The organism is Pseudomonas sp. R2-7-07 (assembly GCF_003852355.1).
GTDB lineage: Bacteria > Pseudomonadota > Gammaproteobacteria > Pseudomonadales > Pseudomonadaceae > Aquipseudomonas.
Map to the genome: position 1 here is coordinate 1,411,354 of NZ_CP027759.1, position 16,575 is coordinate 1,427,928.

Genomic DNA, 16,575 nt, shown 5'->3' on the forward strand with positions numbered 1-16,575 from the left:
CCGGCGTCGAAGCGCCAGGGCATCTTGCAGGGTTTACTTGATGCGTTGACCCGGCTTGGCGCCGCTGTCCGGGCTCAGCAGGTAGATTTCTTCGCCGCCAGGGCCAGCCGCCATCACCATGCCTTCAGATATGCCGAACTTCATTTTTCGTGGCTTCAGGTTGGCGACCATCATGGTCAGGCGACCATCGAGCTTGGACGGGTCCGGGTAAGCGCTCTTGATGCCGGAGAACACATTGCGTCGCTCGCCGCCCAAATCCAGGGTCAGGCGCAGCAGCTTGTCGGCACCTTCCACGGCTTCGGCCTTGACGATCAGTGCAACGCGCAAGTCCACGGCGGCAAAGGTGTCGAACTCGATTTCATCGGAAATAGGGTCCTTGGCCAGCTCGCCATTACCTGCGGGCGCAGTCGAACCGGTATCCGTCTGGCTGGCGACCAGGTCTTCTTTCGAAGCGTCGGACATGGCCTGGACTTTCACCGGGTCGATGCGGGTCATCAGGGGCTTGAACGCGTTCAACTGGTGGTTGCTGAGCAGCTTGGCGTGGTCATTCCAGGTCAGTGGCGCGACGTTGAGGAACGCTTCTGCGTCGGCGGCCAGCAGCGGCAGCACCGGCTTGAGGAAGATCACCAACTGACGGAACAGGTTGATGCCGGTGGCGCAGATCGCCTGAACCTCGGCCTCTTTGCCTTCCTGCTTGTTCAGCGACCAGGGTGCCTTGTCCGCAATCCAGGCATTGGCACGGTCAGCCAGGCCCATGATTTCGCGCATTGCACGGGCAAAGTCACGGGCTTCATAGGCGTCGGCGATGCTCGGCGCGGCGGCCAGGAACGCATCGGTCAGTTCCGGAGCGGCATTTTCAGCGACCAGTACCCCCGCATTTCCCTTGTGGATGAACCCGGCACAACGGCTGGCGATATTGACGACCTTGCCGACCAGATCCGAGTTGACCTTCTGGACGAAGTCTTCCAGATTCAGGTCTAGGTCGTCGACGCCACGGCCCAGCTTGGATGCATAGTAGTAACGCAGATACTCCGGCGACAGGTGGTCCAGGTAGGTGCGCGCCTTGATAAAGGTGCCACGGGACTTGGACATCTTCTGCCCGTTCACCGTCAGGTAGCCGTGCACGGCAATGCCGGTCGGCTTGCGGAAGCCCGAACCTTCAAGCATCGCCGGCCAGAACAGTGCGTGGAAGTTGACGATGTCCTTGCCGATGAAGTGGTACAGCTCAGCGGTGGAGTCTTTGCCCCAGAACGCATCGAAGTCCAGCTCTGGCGTGCGGTCGCAGAGGTTCTTGAAGCTGGCCATGTAGCCAATCGGCGCATCCAGCCACACGTAGAAGTACTTGCCCGGCTCGCCCGGGATTTCAAAGCCGAAGTACGGCGCATCGCGGGAGATGTCCCACTGCTGCAAGCCGCTGTCGAGCCATTCGGCGAGCTTGTTGGCCACGGCGTCCTGCAGGGTGCCGCTGCGCGTCCAGGTTTGCAGCATCTGCTGGAAATCCGGAAGCTTGAAGAAGAAGTGCTGGGAATCCTTGAGCACCGGGGTGGCGCCGGAGATGGCCGACTTCGGATCCTTCAAGTCAGTCGGGGCATAAGTTGCGCCGCATTTTTCGCAGTTGTCGCCGTACTGGTCTGCGGTGCCGCATTTCGGGCAGGTGCCCTTGATGAAGCGGTCGGCCAGGAACATTTTCTTTTCCGGATCGAAGTACTGGGTGACCGACCGCTGGTCGATGTGCCCGGCTTCCTTCAATCGCAGGTAGATCTGGCTCGAAAGCTCACGATTTTCGTCGGAGTGGGTCGAATGGAAGTTGTCGAAATCCACCAGGAACTCGGCAAAGTCGGCGCTGTGTTCAGCCTGCACATTGGCGATCAGTTGTTCCGGGGTGATGCCTTCCTTTTCGGCGCGCAACATGATGGCCGAACCGTGGGCGTCGTCCGCGCAGACGTAAATGCATTGATTGCCGCGATGCTTCTGGAAGCGCACCCACATATCGGTCTGGATGTACTCAAGCATATGGCCAAGATGGATGGAACCATTGGCATAGGGCAGGGCGCTGGTGACGAGGATCTTGCGTGGCTCGGACATGGGGCTCGGCTACTTGATGAAACGGAGGTCGGCCACTATAAAGCGCCGGGAAATTTATTTCACCCCGTGGTGCTGTTTCAGAATTTTCCATCCCTGCGAAAGCATGCCGCTGGCGGTCTGGAACGGTTAGGATAGCCGCCTGTTTCAGTCAGTCTTTTTTCGGGAGTTGCCCATGAGCGCCGTCAATCGCGCAGCGGTGGAAGCCGTTCTTCGCCAGTACACCGACCCCTATTTGAACCAGGACCCGGTCAGTGCCGGCTGTGTACGGGCTATCGAGGTCCAGGGTGACCAGGTATCGGTCCGGTTGGAGCTGGGCTATGCCGCTGGCCTGTTCAAAAGCGGATGGGCGCAGATGTTGCAAATAGCCATCGAAGGCCTCAATGGCGTGCGCTCGGCCAAGGTCGATATCCAGTGCGTGATCGCGCCGCACAAGGCCCAGGCGCAGATCCCTGGCCTGGCCAACGTCAAAAATGTGATCGCCGTGGCGTCGGGCAAGGGCGGTGTGGGTAAATCCACCACCGCCGCCAACCTGGCCCTGGCCCTGGCCCGCGAAGGCGCGCGCGTGGGCATCCTCGACGCCGATATCTATGGGCCCAGCCAGGGTGTGATGTTCGGCATCGCCGAGGGCACACGGCCGAAGGTCAAGGACCAGAAGTGGTTTGTGCCGATCGAGTCCCTGGGCGTGGAGGTCATGTCCATGGCTTTCCTGACCGATGACAACACGCCGATGGTCTGGCGCGGGCCGATGGTCTCCGGTGCGTTGCTGCAACTGGTCACCCAGACCGCCTGGGGCGATTTGGACTACCTGGTAATCGACATGCCGCCCGGTACTGGCGATATCCAGCTGACCCTGGCGCAGAAAGTCCCGGTGGCCGGCTCGGTGATCGTCACCACGCCTCAGGACCTGGCATTGCTGGACGCGAAGAAAGGCGTGGAAATGTTTCGCAAGGTCAACATCCCGGTGCTGGGTGTGGTGGAAAACATGGCCGTTCACATCTGCTCCAACTGCGGCCATGCCGAGCATCTGTTCGGTGAGGGTGGTGGCGAGAAGCTGGCGACTCAATACGGTGTCGAACTGCTGGCCTCATTGCCGCTGTCGATGGCCATTCGTGAACAGGCCGACGGCGGCAAGCCCACTGTGGCTGCCGAGCCCGATGGTCAGATTGCCATGGTCTACCAGGAGTTGGCCCGCCATGTGGGCGCCAGGATAGTGTTGCAGGAAGCGATTGCTCCCGCGATGCCGACGATCACGGTCAGCGACGACTGAACCTTGCGTAGGAACGTTACCTGTCAGGCTCGTTACGCTTTTTCCGCAGTAACCTGTGTAAGCATTCGCTTACTTTTTTGTAGGTATTCGGTTTTTTTACAGGGTGTGAGCGTCTCGAATCCGTGAGCGATGTTTCTAACTGATTGAAATAAAACAGTTATTTATCTCTGTGTAAACGCCCGCGCCCTGCAGTCGCCCAGTTGGATCCCGTTGAACTTATTTTGGGATTCTCTAACATCAGCCCTGTGTCCACGGATTGGCACGGCCATCAAGGAATGATGGTTTGAAGGAATGTCGCAGGATGCGATCATCAGGACGATGAAAAGGAATACAGGGACTAGGGAAAAAATGTGGGCGGGTCATACCGCCCCTTTTTTCGCCTGTAGAAAAGTGAAACCGACTACGTAGAAACGCAAAAAGGCCCGCAAGGGGCCTTTTGGGACGGTGACGCTATCAGCGTTCGAGCTGTGCAATCTTACCTTTTTTGCCGTCCCACTCCGCTGCATCGGGCATCGGATCTTTGCGTTCAGTGATGTTCGGCCAAATCTCTGCCAGCTCGACGTTCAACTGAATAAATTCCTGCATCTCTGCCGGGACTTCGTCCTCGGAGAAAATCGCAACGGCCGGGCATTCTGGTTCACACAGGGCGCAGTCAATGCACTCGTCCGGGTGAATGACCAGGAAATTCGGGCCTTCGTAGAAGCAGTCCACCGGACACACTTCTACGCAGTCGGTGTACTTGCACTTGATGCAGTTGTCGGTGACGACGAAGGTCATTTCTAATTTTCTCCTCAGGCGGCGGCAGCGAAACCCTGTGTGGCAGGGCTCGCGAGGTTCGGGAGCGATAGTCTGCAGGCCAGGCTCATAGCCCGCAGCATCCCAAACCGCGCGAGAGTCTACCAGCTTGCAAGCGTCAGCGTTATATCCGAGTCTTCAGTGCATATAACATTTCGAGCGCTTTGCGTGGGGTCAAGTCATCCACGTCGAGCTTAGCCAACTCATCGAGTACCGGATGGGGCAGGCTGGCGAACATATCGCTCTGATGCGGCACCGCGGATTTCTTGCTGGCCTTGGCTGGGCTGGCAACGACCGTTTCATGGGGCAGGGCCGTGGTTTCAAGGCGGCTGAGGTGCTCGCGGGCGCGGGTGATCACATCATTGGGCACACCGGCCAATTGTGCCACCGCCAAACCATAACTCTGGCTGGCCGGGCCCGGCAGCACATGGTGCAGGAACACGATGCGCTCGTTGTGCTCGGTGGCATTGAGGTGCACGTTGGCTACCAGCGGCTCGCTTTCCGGTAAAACGGTCAGTTCGAAGTAGTGAGTAGCAAACAACGTATAGGCGCGCAGATGAGCCAGGCGTTCGGCCGCCGCCCAGGCCAGCGACAGGCCGTCGAATGTGCTGGTGCCGCGCCCCACTTCGTCCATCAGCACCAGGCTACGCTCGGTGGCGTTGTGCAGGATGTTGGCGGTTTCGCTCATTTCCACCATAAACGTCGAACGCCCACCGGCGAGGTCATCACTGGAACCGATCCGGGTAAAAATCCGGTCCACCAGGGACAGCTCGCAACTGGCCGCCGGCACGAAGCTGCCGATGTGGGCCAGCAGCACGATCAATGCGGTCTGGCGCATATAGGTGGATTTACCACCCATGTTCGGACCGGTAATCACCAGCATGCGGGTGTCGTCGTCCAGCGACAGGTCGTTGGCGACGAACGGCGTGGTCAGCACCTGCTCTACCACCGGGTGGCGCCCTTGCACGATACGCATGCACGGTTCGCTGACAAACCGTGGGCAGTTCAAATCCAGGTTCAGCGCACGCTCCGCGAGGTTGCTCAACACATCCAGCTCCGCCAGGGCGGCTGCGGTGTCTTGTAGCGGTGCCAGGCGGCCGATCAAGTCTTCGAGCAAGGCTTCATAAAGCATTTTTTCCCGCGCCAGTGCGCGGCTTTTGGCCGACAGCGCCTTGTCTTCGAAGGCTTTAAGCTCTGGAGTGATAAACCGCTCGGCGCCTTTGAGGGTCTGGCGACGTTGATAATCGATAGGCGCCGACTCGGCCTGCTTGCTCGGCAACTCGATAAAATAGCCGTGCACCCGGTTGTAACCGACCTTCAGATTGGCCAGCCCGGTGCGGGCTTTTTCGCGCGCCTCCAGGTCAATCAGGAACTGCCCGGCGTTTTCGCTCAGCGATTGCAGCTCATCCAGTTCACTGTCGTAACCCGTCTTCAGAACACCGCCATCACGGATGATCGCCGGCGGGTTGTCGATAATGGCCTTTTCCAGCAGGGCCGCGAGATCCGGGTATGTGCCGGCGGTGACGGCCAACTGCTGCAGGTGCGCAGTGTCCAGCTCGGTCATCGCCGCCTGCAATTGTGGCAGGGCACCGAGGGCATCGCGCAGGCGCGCCAGGTCACGTGGACGCGCGTTGCGTAGGCCGATTCGCGCCAGGATGCGCTCTATATCGCCAATTTCTTTGAGTTGCGGCTGCAGCTTTTCAAAGCGATAGCCGTCCAGCAGGCAGGTAATGGAAGACTGACGCGCTTGCAGCACGCTCAAATCCCGCAGCGGACGGTTCAGCCAGCGGGTCAGCAAGCGGCTGCCCATGGCGGTCTGGCAGCGGTCGACCACCGATTGCAGCGTATTGTCACGCCCGCCCGACAAGTTGGTATCCAGTTCCAGGTTGCGACGGCTGGCGCCATCGAGTACCACGGTATCGTCCAGACGCTCATGGCGCAGGCTGCGCAAGTGCGGCAAAGCAGTGCGCTGGGTTTCCTTGGCGTAGCTGAGCAGGCAGCCGGCGGCGCCGATGGCCAGGGTCAAGGTTTCGCAACCGAAACCTTTGAGGTCCTGCACGGAGAATTGCTGACACAGGCTTTTAAGCGCCGAATCTCGCTCGAAATCCCATGGTGCGCGCCGCTTGGTCCCTCGGCGCTTCTCCGCCGGCAGGTCCTTGGGCCAATCGTCCGGAATCAACAACTCCACCGGGTTGATACGTTCCAACTCCGCCAGCAGGTTCTCCCAACCCTTGATCTCCAGCACGCTGAAATTGCCGCTGGTGATATCCAGTACCGACAGGCCGAACAAACGCTCATCACCCAGGACAGCTGCGATCAAGTTATCGCGCCGCTCATCCAGCAGCGCCTCATCACTCACCGTCCCCGGCGTAATAATGCGCACCACCTGGCGTTCCACCGGCCCCTTGCTGGTCGCCGGATCGCCGATCTGCTCACAGATCACCACCGACTCGCCCAGCTTCACCAGCTTGACCAGGTAACCTTCCAACGAATGGTAAGGAATCCCACACATCGGAATCGACTGTCCCGCCGATTGCCCACGCGCGGTCAGGGTGATATCCAGCAACTTGGCGGCCTTCTTCGCATCCTCATAGAAGATCTCGTAGAAGTCGCCCATGCGATAGAACATCAACTGATCAGGGTGCTGGTTCTTCAGGCGCCAGTACTGCTGCATCATTGGAGTGTGGGAGGACAGATCGGAGGCGTTTTTACTCATTGGGTAATAGGCAAATTCGTTGAAAGTGATGGGGCAAAGGGCGCGCTTGGCCCAGCATTTTTTGCGATGGCGGCAAGGTTAACACGCGAGGTCGGGGGTTCGCAGTTTGCAAAAGGCCAGGTAATACGCGGGAAGAAAAGCGGCTATGCATTAAAGGTGCACGAAGTGCCGTCTGTAGAGGCTTTACTTTGCCCTGCGACCGCTGGCAGGAAACAAACCTCTGATAACACCCAGGAAAGCCGCAAACAGATTGATCGAAGTTGCGGTGGTGATGGCCATTAACACGTTATCCGAGAACGGCGCTTTACCGGAGTAATACGTCGACCAGCCATTCCACACGAGGAGGACCGCCCAGAAGATCACGCCGCAGGCAGCAAACCAAAAGGCGCGCCCCGCATATTTCTTGCGCAGCTGCCTTTCGGCCTTCTGGTCTTTCAGATTCTGGTTTCTTTCATCGTCGGTGCCTATGGCTTGCTCGCCACCGGCTTGGGAGTCCTGGTCAGGCCCCGCCATGGGGGGCAGGGTGAGTTCCAGGTTGTCGAGTTCTTCACTCACGGATGCGGCTCTTTGGGTGAATGAGTGCTGCCATGTCTTCCCAGTCAATGGCGGAACCGTCGGCGCCCTTGAGGGCCCAGGCTGTGCCGTCCTCGTGGGAAAGGTTGGACAGTTGAGTGCCGGACCATTTGCCGTATTTGTTAATGATCCGGTCAATCAAACGATGGGTGTAGGTATCGCTCTCAGGAACCCTCGGTGTAACAAAGACAATGTCTTCGTCGTCGGGCTTCAAATTGCTGAGCAGCGAAGTCACGGGACGGCTGCCGTAGGATTTCAACTCATGGTAAAGCGATGGAATGACCGGGCCATATTGCCAGCGGGCAAAGTGGTCATCCATAAGCGGTTGATCCCGCTCGCGCAGATGCCAGGACTGGGTATAGAACAGCAGCTTTTGCAGCTTCATCGGCGTCAGGCCTGAAAGCTTGCCTTCCTTCGCGCGTTCAATGAAGGCGTTAGCGACAGCTAGAGCTGAATAAGCCATGAGCACCTCCGTCGTTGCTGGCTAGGTTGTTACAGAGTTTATACATAGGCCCTGAATTGTCGATAAGCAAGGGCGGCTGTCAATCTGCGCCCTTTTTACATCTGGTCGCCTGCGAGTATATGAAGTCGCACGGAATGATAGAGGCTGTTTGACTGTTCGTATATACAGTATTTTGTTTCAGATTCGCCTAATCAGCTTGTTTAATGCATAAATATGCAAATTAGCATTTGCCATCCGCAAAAACTCTCGTCACTATTCCGGTTATGCAAAAACGCAACGTTTCTATCGTCTTGAAAGAGCTGCTGGATCGCGACCGAATCTCCCCCACGGAGCTTCATCGGCGCACTGGCGTGCCTCAATCCACCCTGTCCCGGATCCTCAGCGGCAAGATCGTTGATCCGTCGGACAAACACATCTCACGCATCGCCGAATACTTCCGCGTCAGCACCGACCACCTGCGCGGACGCGCAGCGGTAGGTACCTTGCGTGATGACGGGCGCGACCCGATGCATTCGGAACTCAAGGACATAAGCCTGTGGGACGACGACACCCCCGTTAATGATGACGAGGTGTCGATCCCCTTTCTGCGTGAGGTTGAATTGGCTGCTGGATCAGGAAGATTCGTCATCGAGGAAAGCGAGAAGGCCAGCCTGCGCTTTGGAAAGCGCAGCCTGCGGCATAACGGCGTGCAGTTCGACCAGGCCAAATGCGTGACGGTACGTGGCAACAGCATGTTGCCGGTGCTGCGCGATGGCGCGACGGTGGGGGTGAATGCCGGCAAGAGCGGGATTGGCGACATCGTCGATGGTGACCTGTATGCCATCAATCATAATGGCCAGCTGCGGGTGAAACAGCTCTACCGCCTGCCGTCCGGGATTCGTCTGCGCAGTTTCAATCGTGACGAGCATCCGGACGAGGACTACAGCTTTCAGGATATCCAGGATGAGCAGATCAGCATCCTCGGCCATGTGTTCTGGTGGGGCATGTATGCCCGCTGACCTACTTACGTAAGGCAAAGCCCGCCAACGAGCGGGCTTTTTTTCGTCTGCAGAAAACCGGCAAACCCTCTGCCCGTCAGGCTTTTCATGCATGAGCGCATCCGTTTGGCAAAAATAAATGCATTTGTGCATTGACTGTATATGCATACATGCATATTCTTCACCTCAAGCCAGCCAACAAGGCCTGGTGGAGGCGGCAAGGATGCTGCCAAGGAAGACAAGGAAGGCACGTAACACCGGCAAGGACGCCATCGAAGCGATGGCAAGGATGCCAGGCAACACCGGCAAGGATGCCGACGCTCTTTAGTGGTAGCGCTTCAAAAACAGGCAGCGATGAACCGGCCTTAACGGTTCAGAGGGTTGGCAACTGACCCGGGTGTGCAGCGTAAAGCACCAGAAGCAGTTATCCGGCAGACAGGGATCGTGGTCGGAAAAACATTGAGGAAAGGACCGTACCGCGCCAGTAGCGCCGAAAGTCCGCAGACAGCATTACTGAAAAGCCTGGGCAACCGGGCTTTTTGGAATGCCTACCTATCGAAGTATGTGTAATTGAAAAACGGACTATTCAGTGCTCAGCCAGGAGGCGTGACATGACAAACGAACAACAAGCGTTAGCGGAAATGCCTATCTGGCTGGTGATTATATTGGCGTTGATCGGCGGGGTGTCCGGCGAAATGTGGCGCGCCGACAAGGAGGGCGCCCGCGGCTGGTCGCTGATTCGGCGCCTGGCGCTCCGCTCCGGGGCGTGCATGGTCTGCGGGGTTTCGGCCCTGATGCTGTGCTACGCCGCCGGTATGTCCATCTGGACCGCCGGCGCCATTGGTTGCCTGACCGCCATGGCCGGTGCCGACGTGGCCATCGGCCTTTATGAGCGCTGGGCGGCCAAGCGCATCGGGATCAATGAAGGTTCCCGTCAGGACCCGCAGTAACCGCAAGGACGCTACTCAAATGACCCTTATCGAAAAGCCATCCCAACTCCCCCAGGCTATCGGCGTGGCGCTGCATGCAGCCTTCCCCGACCTCAGGGTCGGCAGCCACCAGGACTTCCAGAGCGACGCAGAAAAAACCGGCGTGATGGTCACCGTTGAAGGCAGTGGCCCTGGCATCCGCTCTCGCGAAGGCCGCAAGGCCCATGCCCTGGCCATTTCGCTCACCGTCATGGTTGCCCCCGGCGCCTTGCCGTTCGATGCCTGCGACCTGGCCAGCCAGTTGATGGACTTGGTGCTGGACAACCGTTGGAGCCTGCCCCAGTCCCAGTGCGATTTGCCAACCAATATCGTCGCCGCTCCCTCCGGGCGTGCAACCGCAGCCACGGACTATGACACCTGGACAGTGTCCTTCACTCAAACCCTCTACCTCGGACCGATGTTGCTCGATGATCCTACAGGCCAACCGCTGTTTGCCTCTACCTGGGACGTCTTGGACATCGATGACCCCGATCAATACAAGCCCTTGGCGGAGTAGCCCATGTTCGACACGCTGTTACGCATGCAACTGGGGCCGATTGTCGAGCGCCTGGCGGAGATGGAGGCCCAACTCGAAGACCTCTACCGACGCGCTGAAAGCTTCTGCCGAATTGGCATTTGCCAACAGGTCGACGCCGCCAGCAATACCTGCAGGGTCAGCCACGGCGAGTTGCTCACGCCGGCCATCCGCTTCTTCAACCCCAGCGCCGGTGCGCAAACCGAAACCCGTATTCCATCCGTGGGCGAGCAATGCCTGCTGCTCAACTACGGCGGTGGGGAAGGGGGCTCACAGTCTGTGGCGCTGTTCGGCCTCAACAGTAGTCTCTTTCCGCCTGTTTCCACTGTGCCCTCCTTGACCCGGCGACGCCATCAGGACGGCACGCAGAGCGACTACGACGACGCCAGTCATACGTTTAACTGGGTCAACGGGCCGACGATGCTCAGCGCTTCCCGCGAACAGGTCGACGTCAAGGTCGGCGCCGCCAGTCTGACCCTCAGCCCGCAGGGCATCATCCTGCAAATCGGCGGCACCGCACTGTTACTGGATGCCGGCGGCGCTCACTTCAGCGGCCCGGTGATAGACCACCAAGGTCGAGTCATCAGCCCCTGATAAGGACATTCCATGATCGGCATCGATCGCAATACCGGGGCAGCCGTCGATGACTGGCTGCAATTCGTGCAGCGCGCCACCCGAGCGCTGACCACACCCGTCGGCACGCGGCAGAAGCGTCCGCTGTATGGCTCGCTGATCCCGCAACTGCTCGGGCAGAACCTTGGCGATGACCTGCTGCTGCTCGCTCAAAGCCATGCCGCCCAGGCGTTTTACAACGCGCAGAACGGCATCGGCGATTTCCAGCCCGAGGTCATCGTCGCCACCCGCCAGGGCGCCGGGCTGCTGCTGCGCTTTGCCGGTACCTGGAAAAACCGCCAACAATCCTTCGAGGTCGTGACATGAGCATGCTGATCCCTGGCCAGAACCAACTGGCCGAGCCGGCGATTATTGCAGTCGATGAGTTCGAGCCGCTGCTCGCCGAATTCAAGGCGTTCGTGGTCGATTACGTTGCCACCCGTGCGCCGCAAAGCGCGGCCAAACTCGAGGTCAGCCTCGACAACGAAAGTGAACTGCTGACGTTGGCGCTCGAGGCCTTCTGCGTGCGCCTGCAAACCCATGAGCGCAAATACAATGCACGCATCAAGCAGATGCTGGCGTGGTGGGCCACCGGCAGTAATCTGGATGCGCGCTTGGCTGACATGGGCCTTGAACGCCAGGTGCTCGATCCCGGTGACCCGGCGGCCTTCCCGCCCGTGCCGCCGACCCTGGAAAGCGACGACGATGCTCGCTTGCGTTATTACCTAGCGCCCCATGCCCCGGCTGCCGGCTCGCGGATGCAGTATCGCCGCGAAGTGTTCACCCTCGGCGAGCGACCCACGGTCAAGGTACAGAGCGCCTCGCCGGGCGTGGTGACTGTCAACTACACCTTCGACCCGGACGGCTATGCGGCACAGGTCAAGGACGGCAATGGCCGTCGCACCGCGCCCGGCGAGGTGATGGTCACCGTGTTGTCTCGTGAGGGCGACGGTACCCCCTCTGCCGATTTGCTTGACGGTGTACGCCGACATTTCGCACGGCCGGATGTACGGCCGGAAACCGATCTCGTCACCGTCCAGGGCGCACAAATTCAACCCTACAAGATTCGCGTCATCGCCAAAATCAACGCCGGCCCGGACTCGGGCCTGACCCAAGTGGCGGCGCAGCAATTGCTGCAGACTTACGCGGACTCCTGTCATCGCCTGGAAGGACGCGTCGACCCCAGCTGGATCGATTACGCCATCCACAGCGCAGGGGCGGCGCAACTGCAAATCCTCGAACCGCTGGCGCCGATTGTCAGCAGCGCGTTCCAGGCCCCGTATTGCACGGGTGTCGAGGTGGAGGTGCGTACGCTATGAGTGAATCTGACGCGAGTTTGTTGCCGGCCAACAGTTCACCGCTGGAAAAAGCCCTGGACTTGGGCTTCGGCCAGTTGCTCGAGCGAGTCACGCCGCCGTTTCCGGCGTTGATGAACCCACTGCAAACCCCCAGCGAATTTCTTCCTTACCTGGCCGCCGACCGCGGGGTCAGCGAATGGGATGCCGACGCCAGCGAATCGGAAAAGCGCCTGACCGTGGCCTTGTCCTGGCAGATCCAGCGCCAGGCCGGCACACCCAAGGCGCTGAGCTATGCGGTGGAGTCACTGGGATTCACCCCCAACATCAGCGCCTGGTATCAGCAGCGGCCAATCGGTACGCCCTATACCTTCGACGTGCAGGCGATCATTGGGCGCAGTTGGTCCAGTGGCGACCACAACCGGCTCATCCGCCGCATCAACGCAGCCAAAAGCGAGCGGGATCAGGCGACGATTACGGTTGTTCACGAAACCGAAGGTCGGCTTGCGTTGACGCAGGTCCTTCATGCCCCGCTAAGCGACGGCGAGCTGTATTTAAACGGCGCGCTGCCGGAGTTGGCGTTGGTTGCTCGACTTAACAGTGTCGGCGTTGCCCGGCACTACACCATTAACGACTACGACCTCAGGGCGCAGCCATGACAGATGAAATCACGCGCCTGGTGCGCTTCACCTCCAAGGGTTTGGATGAAGTGCTGCAGGCAAAGAATCAGGGCCTCAAAGCCGAAATCACCCACATCGGCGCCGGTACTGGTCGCTACAACCCAGACGGTACAGAAGTGGCCTTGCGCGATGAGCGCCAACGGGTCGCCATCGTGGATTACGAAGACCTGGGCGAGCGCCAACTCAGGATGGCCGCGCTGTTTGACGGCGACGGTGAGTATGAGATTGGCGAGTTCGGTTTTTACCTCGCCAGTGGAACCTTGCTGGCGGTGTATTCCGTGGAAGGGAAGTTGCTGACGTATAAAGCAGCGGCGGCGCGGGTACTGCAGAAGTTCACACTGGATATTTCGCCGTTGCCGGCGGATAGCGTGACGATTGTGGTGGGGAATGAAAACTTGAATGTGTTGTTGGCTGAGGAGATCGCAATTATGGCGGCGGCTTCGGTTGGCAATATGTCGCGGCACGTTGATTTGATGTTTAGGGTCATGCAGTTGGAAGCACAGTAGGGCCGCTTACAAAAACGCTGGAAAGACTAAATTGACAGGGAGTTAATGATGGGAATTGAAACGACTATCACGAAGGTTGTGGATGCATGTAATAAGCTGACGGAAACGGTCACCAATCAGATTGGCAAGATTGATGCGCAGGTAGATGCTGCATCGAGCCAGTTTACGATTTGGCGAAGTAGCGTGCAGGCTAAGGATATCAACGGTCGTGCATCTTATTCGCAAATAATTGATCTCACCGGCCTATCCACCGAAATTTTCTATCCGGTTTGGTGGCGTATGCCAGGTAATGAACAAGGGATTTCGGAAATAATCATTTCCAGAAACTATGCGCAAAACCATGAGTTGAACCCGTTTAATAACAATTTTGAACCTCACGTTGCTGGTTTAAATCTTCAAATGGAAGGCTGTGGTATTCCTTGGAACGGCGATGCGAATTTTTTGGCGATAAAACGAGTCTCTCAAACCTATCGAGAAACTGTTCGTAGAGCGCAGTTTGCAATGCTGTCCTTCGTTCGTCCGGTTACGGGGCTGAAGCCGATTTGGCTTAACTTGACACCAGGTGTTTTAACCACCTCTCCACAAGAGTCTGGGTGCTATTTACGTGGTGGCTTAAGTTATCTTGTAACTAAAAGCTTTCAAGAACCGGTGAAGTTTAGTCGTATAGATGAGGAAGTCGAGCTTAGTCGGGCAGTTACTCCTGAGTACGAGATTTCTTGGAAGGTAAAGCCGTTCGTGATGGCAGCCCCAGAGCTGGGTGATACATATCCTGAAAGTAACACTGCTTATACATTGGATAATGATAAACGCTATGCAGTGAAAGGAGTATGACCATGGCCCGCACTATCAAAAAGCTGCTACTGGGCTCGGGTGAAACACTTATCAATGTTCCTTTGGACCGTCCAACATTGATTTCGCTTGGATTTAGCGAGTCTCGCGCCGAGGAGCTTTGCAAGGAAGCTGAGAGCGCTGCAAAGCTGGAGGAGGCTATTACTGCACGTCGTACTCTTTACGCTACCCAGGCCGATCCTCTGTTTCTGGAATGGCAATACGACGAAACCCCAGAAAAAGAAAAGGCATGGCGCGATAAAGTCGCCGAAATCAAGGCGTCGTATCCCTTGCCCGACCGCATCTGACCACCACCGCGAAAGCGGTTTTTTTTTCGCCCTCCCAAAGCCCCTCCCCGCAGGGGCTTTGGCGTTTCTCACCCGGAGAATCCTACCCATGCCCACCCGCCAAACCTACACCGTCCTCATCCCTTTCCCCATCGGTAACGGCCACTGGTCCACCGCTGGCGAGGAGCTTGAATTGCTGGACGTCGAAGCATCCGCCCTGCGCACCGCCGGCCGCCTGGAACTGACCAGCGTCCTCAACTCCACCCCCAAGAAGGCTGACTAATCATGGCTGAGGTTTTGAACTTCGAGCACAACGGCATCACCGTGAATGCCACCGAATCCCCCGAGGCCATGGGTGGCCTGGGTGATAACGTCATCGGCCTGGTAGGCACTGCCCCCAACGCCCATGCATCGATCCCGAAAAACGCCCCGTTCCGCATCAACAGCTTTACCACCCAGGCGCTGCTGGACCCTACCGGTACCGAGTCGGGCACGCTGTTCCAAGCGGTGTACCAGATCCTCAAAGTGGTGAAGGTGCCGGTCTATGTGGTCATCGTCGAAGAAGGCGCCACCCCGGCCGACACGGTCAACAATGTGATCGGCGGCAACGACCCCGTCACCGGCCGCAAACTCGGCCTGGCTGCCCTGGGCAGCGTGCCTGAAGACCTGACCATCATCGGCGCCCCGGGCTTTACCGGCACCAAGGCTGTGGCCGGCGAGTTCGCCTCCTTCGGCAAGCGCATCAAGGCCCGTGTGGTGCTGGATGGCAAGGACGCTTCGGTTGCCGATCAAGTGACCTACAGCGGCGAACTGGGCGGCGCGGACCTCGGCTTCGACCGTTGCCTGTTGGTGCACAACATGCCGTCGGTGTATTCCAAGGCCGCGAAAAAGAACGTGTTCCTGTCGCCGTCCTCGTTGGCCATCGCCGCGCTTGCCAAGGTCAAGCAATGGGAAAGCCCAGGTAATCAGGTGACCTTCGCCGAAGACGTTTCCCGCGTCGTCGAGTACAACATCCTCGACACCTCCACCGAAGGCGACCTGCTCAACCGTTACGGCGTGAGCTACTACGCCCGCACGGTGCTCGGCGGTTTCTCGCTGCTGGGTAACCGTTCCATCACCGGCAAGTTCATCAGCTACGTCGGCCTCGAAGACGCCATCAGCCGCAAGCTGGTCAAGGCCGGCCAGAAGGCCATGGCCAAGAACCTCACCAAGTCCTTCATGGACCAGGAGGTCAAACGCATCAATGACTGGCTGCAAACCCTGGTTGCCGACGAAACCATCCCTGGCGGCAGCGTCTACCTGCACCCGGAATTGAACAGCGTCGAGAAGTACAAGAACGGCACCTGGTTCATCGTCATTGACTACGGCCGCTACGCGCCGAACGAACACATGGTTTATCAACTCAACGCCCGCGATGAAATCATCGAGCAGTTCCTGGAGGACGTTCTCTAATGTTTACCAACCGAGTCAGACAGGCCATTGCGGCCACCCTTCAAGGCCTGCCGTTGTCGGCCACGGTCGATTCCTTTACGCCGCCGAAGATCGAGTTCGAAATGGACCCGATGACCGGCGGGCGTTTCATCGCCGAAGAGGTGGCCAAAAGCGCCAAGGTGCTGGGCGCAACCCTGGTGTTGCAAGGGGTGGGTGCAGAAATTCTGCTCGCGCTTGGCGTCACGCAGGGTGATGACATCCTGTTGAACGTGCGCGAAGCCGGCCAGGACCAGGACGGCAAGACCTACTTCACCTACCACACCGTAGGCGGCAAGTTGAAGTCTCTGGCCGAAACCGCGCTGACGATGAACGCCAAGCCGGTCACCACCCTGGAGCTGTCCTGCCGCACCTACAGCCGTCTGGAAAACGGTATTCCGGTGATCGACATCGATGTGCGCACCCAGAAGTTCGTGCTCAACGGCGTCGACATTCTCGGCGACGCGCGCCGCGCCGTGCTGATGCCTTAATCCCCCTGGGGGCGGGTCAGCTCGCCTCCA

General features: G+C 58.6%; 19 protein-coding genes. 14 read left to right on the forward strand and 5 right to left on the reverse strand.

Annotated features, from left to right (window positions below; genetic code table 11):
- Nucleotides 1–33: 33 nt before the first annotated feature.
- On the reverse strand, nucleotides 34–2,085 hold the full coding sequence (metG, locus tag C4J86_RS06240) for a methionine--tRNA ligase (protein WP_124369818.1): 2,052 nt from the start codon (nucleotides 2,083–2,085) through the stop codon (nucleotides 34–36).
- A 172-nt stretch (nucleotides 2,086–2,257) separates the two neighbouring features.
- Here metG and apbC point away from each other — a divergent pair, with 172 nt between their 5' ends.
- Nucleotides 2,258–3,352, forward strand: a complete 1,095-nt coding sequence (gene apbC / locus C4J86_RS06245) for an iron-sulfur cluster carrier protein ApbC (protein WP_124369819.1) — start codon at nucleotides 2,258–2,260, stop codon at nucleotides 3,350–3,352.
- Between the two features lie 453 nt (nucleotides 3,353–3,805).
- Here apbC and fdxA read toward each other — a convergent pair whose 3' ends face one another.
- The 4 genes from fdxA to C4J86_RS06265 all read right to left on the reverse strand — a co-directional run bounded on the left by fdxA (nucleotide 3,806) and on the right by C4J86_RS06265 (nucleotide 7,899).
- Nucleotides 3,806–4,129, reverse strand: coding sequence for a ferredoxin FdxA (fdxA, locus tag C4J86_RS06250; protein ID WP_124361524.1), 324 nt, complete (start codon nucleotides 4,127–4,129; stop codon nucleotides 3,806–3,808).
- Nucleotides 4,130–4,271: 142 nt separating this feature from the next.
- Nucleotides 4,272–6,863, reverse strand: coding sequence for a DNA mismatch repair protein MutS (gene mutS / locus C4J86_RS06255; protein WP_124369820.1), 2,592 nt, complete (start codon nucleotides 6,861–6,863; stop codon nucleotides 4,272–4,274).
- 183 nt (nucleotides 6,864–7,046) lie between these two features.
- Nucleotides 7,047–7,418 (reverse strand): hypothetical protein, encoded by a 372-nt coding sequence (locus C4J86_RS06260; protein ID WP_124366017.1) that lies wholly within the window; start codon nucleotides 7,416–7,418, stop codon nucleotides 7,047–7,049.
- Nucleotides 7,411–7,899, reverse strand: coding sequence for a Panacea domain-containing protein (locus C4J86_RS06265; protein ID WP_124366018.1), 489 nt, complete (start codon nucleotides 7,897–7,899; stop codon nucleotides 7,411–7,413). Before C4J86_RS06265 ends, C4J86_RS06260 begins: the two co-directional genes overlap by 8 nt.
- A gap of 263 nt (nucleotides 7,900–8,162) precedes the next feature.
- Between C4J86_RS06265 and C4J86_RS06270 the strand changes: the two genes are divergently transcribed.
- The 13 genes from C4J86_RS06270 to C4J86_RS06325 all read left to right on the forward strand — a co-directional run bounded on the left by C4J86_RS06270 (nucleotide 8,163) and on the right by C4J86_RS06325 (nucleotide 16,545).
- On the forward strand, nucleotides 8,163–8,897 hold the full coding sequence (locus C4J86_RS06270) for an XRE family transcriptional regulator (RefSeq protein ID WP_124361528.1): 735 nt from the start codon (nucleotides 8,163–8,165) through the stop codon (nucleotides 8,895–8,897).
- A 590-nt stretch (nucleotides 8,898–9,487) separates the two neighbouring features.
- Entirely contained in the window at nucleotides 9,488–9,826 is a 339-nt protein-coding gene (locus C4J86_RS06275) for a phage holin family protein (protein WP_124357270.1), read from the forward strand.
- Between the two features lie 19 nt (nucleotides 9,827–9,845).
- A complete protein-coding gene (locus C4J86_RS06280; protein WP_124369821.1) occupies nucleotides 9,846–10,361 on the forward strand; it encodes a hypothetical protein in 516 nt (171 codons plus the stop codon).
- 3 nt (nucleotides 10,362–10,364) lie between these two features.
- The gene (locus C4J86_RS06285) at nucleotides 10,365–10,973 is read left to right on the forward strand and encodes a phage baseplate assembly protein V (protein WP_124369822.1); all 609 of its coding nucleotides are present in this window, start codon (nucleotides 10,365–10,367) and stop codon (nucleotides 10,971–10,973) included.
- A gap of 12 nt (nucleotides 10,974–10,985) precedes the next feature.
- Complete coding sequence (locus tag C4J86_RS06290; RefSeq protein ID WP_124361531.1) at nucleotides 10,986–11,318, forward strand: phage baseplate protein; 333 nt, start codon at nucleotides 10,986–10,988, stop codon at nucleotides 11,316–11,318.
- Nucleotides 11,315–12,310, forward strand: coding sequence for a baseplate J/gp47 family protein (locus C4J86_RS06295; protein ID WP_124369823.1), 996 nt, complete (start codon nucleotides 11,315–11,317; stop codon nucleotides 12,308–12,310). Before C4J86_RS06290 ends, C4J86_RS06295 begins: the two co-directional genes overlap by 4 nt.
- Nucleotides 12,307–12,945: a phage tail protein I gene (locus C4J86_RS06300; protein WP_124369824.1), complete on the forward strand. Its 639-nt coding sequence runs from the start codon at nucleotides 12,307–12,309 to the stop codon at nucleotides 12,943–12,945. The genes C4J86_RS06295 and C4J86_RS06300 overlap by 4 nt, the downstream gene beginning before the upstream one ends.
- On the forward strand, nucleotides 12,942–13,472 hold the full coding sequence (locus tag C4J86_RS06305; RefSeq protein WP_124369825.1) for a hypothetical protein: 531 nt from the start codon (nucleotides 12,942–12,944) through the stop codon (nucleotides 13,470–13,472). The genes C4J86_RS06300 and C4J86_RS06305 overlap by 4 nt, the downstream gene beginning before the upstream one ends.
- A 48-nt stretch (nucleotides 13,473–13,520) precedes the next feature.
- Nucleotides 13,521–14,303, forward strand: a complete 783-nt coding sequence (locus tag C4J86_RS06310) for a phage tail protein (protein ID WP_124369826.1) — start codon at nucleotides 13,521–13,523, stop codon at nucleotides 14,301–14,303.
- Nucleotides 14,304–14,305: 2 nt separating this feature from the next.
- Complete coding sequence (locus C4J86_RS06315) at nucleotides 14,306–14,608, forward strand: hypothetical protein (RefSeq protein ID WP_164487764.1); 303 nt, start codon at nucleotides 14,306–14,308, stop codon at nucleotides 14,606–14,608.
- A gap of 88 nt (nucleotides 14,609–14,696) precedes the next feature.
- Complete coding sequence (locus C4J86_RS26800; RefSeq protein ID WP_164484513.1) at nucleotides 14,697–14,870, forward strand: hypothetical protein; 174 nt, start codon at nucleotides 14,697–14,699, stop codon at nucleotides 14,868–14,870.
- A 2-nt stretch (nucleotides 14,871–14,872) separates the two neighbouring features.
- On the forward strand, nucleotides 14,873–16,039 hold the full coding sequence (locus C4J86_RS06320; protein WP_124366027.1) for a phage tail protein: 1,167 nt from the start codon (nucleotides 14,873–14,875) through the stop codon (nucleotides 16,037–16,039).
- The gene (locus C4J86_RS06325) at nucleotides 16,039–16,545 is read left to right on the forward strand and encodes a phage major tail tube protein (protein ID WP_124366028.1); all 507 of its coding nucleotides are present in this window, start codon (nucleotides 16,039–16,041) and stop codon (nucleotides 16,543–16,545) included. The genes C4J86_RS06320 and C4J86_RS06325 overlap by 1 nt, the downstream gene beginning before the upstream one ends.
- Nucleotides 16,546–16,575: the final 30 nt, after the last annotated feature.

Excerpts from the sequence above, each read along its gene's own strand:
- metG (WP_124369818.1), bottom strand. The coding sequence starts at position 2,085 with ATGTCCGAGCCACGCAAGATCCTCGTCACCAGCGCCCTGCCCTATGCC.
- apbC (WP_124369819.1), top strand. The coding sequence starts at position 2,258 with ATGAGCGCCGTCAATCGCGCAGCGGTGGAAGCCGTTCTTCGCCAGTAC.
- fdxA (WP_124361524.1), bottom strand. The coding sequence starts at position 4,129 with ATGACCTTCGTCGTCACCGACAACTGCATCAAGTGCAAGTACACCGAC.
- mutS (WP_124369820.1), bottom strand. The coding sequence starts at position 6,863 with ATGAGTAAAAACGCCTCCGATCTGTCCTCCCACACTCCAATGATGCAG.
- C4J86_RS06265 (WP_124366018.1), bottom strand. The coding sequence starts at position 7,899 with ATGGCTTATTCAGCTCTAGCTGTCGCTAACGCCTTCATTGAACGCGCG.
- C4J86_RS06270 (WP_124361528.1), top strand. The coding sequence starts at position 8,163 with ATGCAAAAACGCAACGTTTCTATCGTCTTGAAAGAGCTGCTGGATCGC.
- C4J86_RS06275 (WP_124357270.1), top strand. The coding sequence starts at position 9,488 with ATGACAAACGAACAACAAGCGTTAGCGGAAATGCCTATCTGGCTGGTG.
- C4J86_RS06280 (WP_124369821.1), top strand. The coding sequence starts at position 9,846 with ATGACCCTTATCGAAAAGCCATCCCAACTCCCCCAGGCTATCGGCGTG.
- C4J86_RS06285 (WP_124369822.1), top strand. The coding sequence starts at position 10,365 with ATGTTCGACACGCTGTTACGCATGCAACTGGGGCCGATTGTCGAGCGC.
- C4J86_RS06290 (WP_124361531.1), top strand. The coding sequence starts at position 10,986 with ATGATCGGCATCGATCGCAATACCGGGGCAGCCGTCGATGACTGGCTG.
- C4J86_RS06295 (WP_124369823.1), top strand. The coding sequence starts at position 11,315 with ATGAGCATGCTGATCCCTGGCCAGAACCAACTGGCCGAGCCGGCGATT.
- C4J86_RS06300 (WP_124369824.1), top strand. The coding sequence starts at position 12,307 with ATGAGTGAATCTGACGCGAGTTTGTTGCCGGCCAACAGTTCACCGCTG.
- C4J86_RS06305 (WP_124369825.1), top strand. The coding sequence starts at position 12,942 with ATGACAGATGAAATCACGCGCCTGGTGCGCTTCACCTCCAAGGGTTTG.
- C4J86_RS06310 (WP_124369826.1), top strand. The coding sequence starts at position 13,521 with ATGGGAATTGAAACGACTATCACGAAGGTTGTGGATGCATGTAATAAG.
- C4J86_RS06315 (WP_164487764.1), top strand. The coding sequence starts at position 14,306 with ATGGCCCGCACTATCAAAAAGCTGCTACTGGGCTCGGGTGAAACACTT.
- C4J86_RS26800 (WP_164484513.1), top strand. The coding sequence starts at position 14,697 with ATGCCCACCCGCCAAACCTACACCGTCCTCATCCCTTTCCCCATCGGT.
- C4J86_RS06320 (WP_124366027.1), top strand. The coding sequence starts at position 14,873 with ATGGCTGAGGTTTTGAACTTCGAGCACAACGGCATCACCGTGAATGCC.
- C4J86_RS06325 (WP_124366028.1), top strand. The coding sequence starts at position 16,039 with ATGTTTACCAACCGAGTCAGACAGGCCATTGCGGCCACCCTTCAAGGC.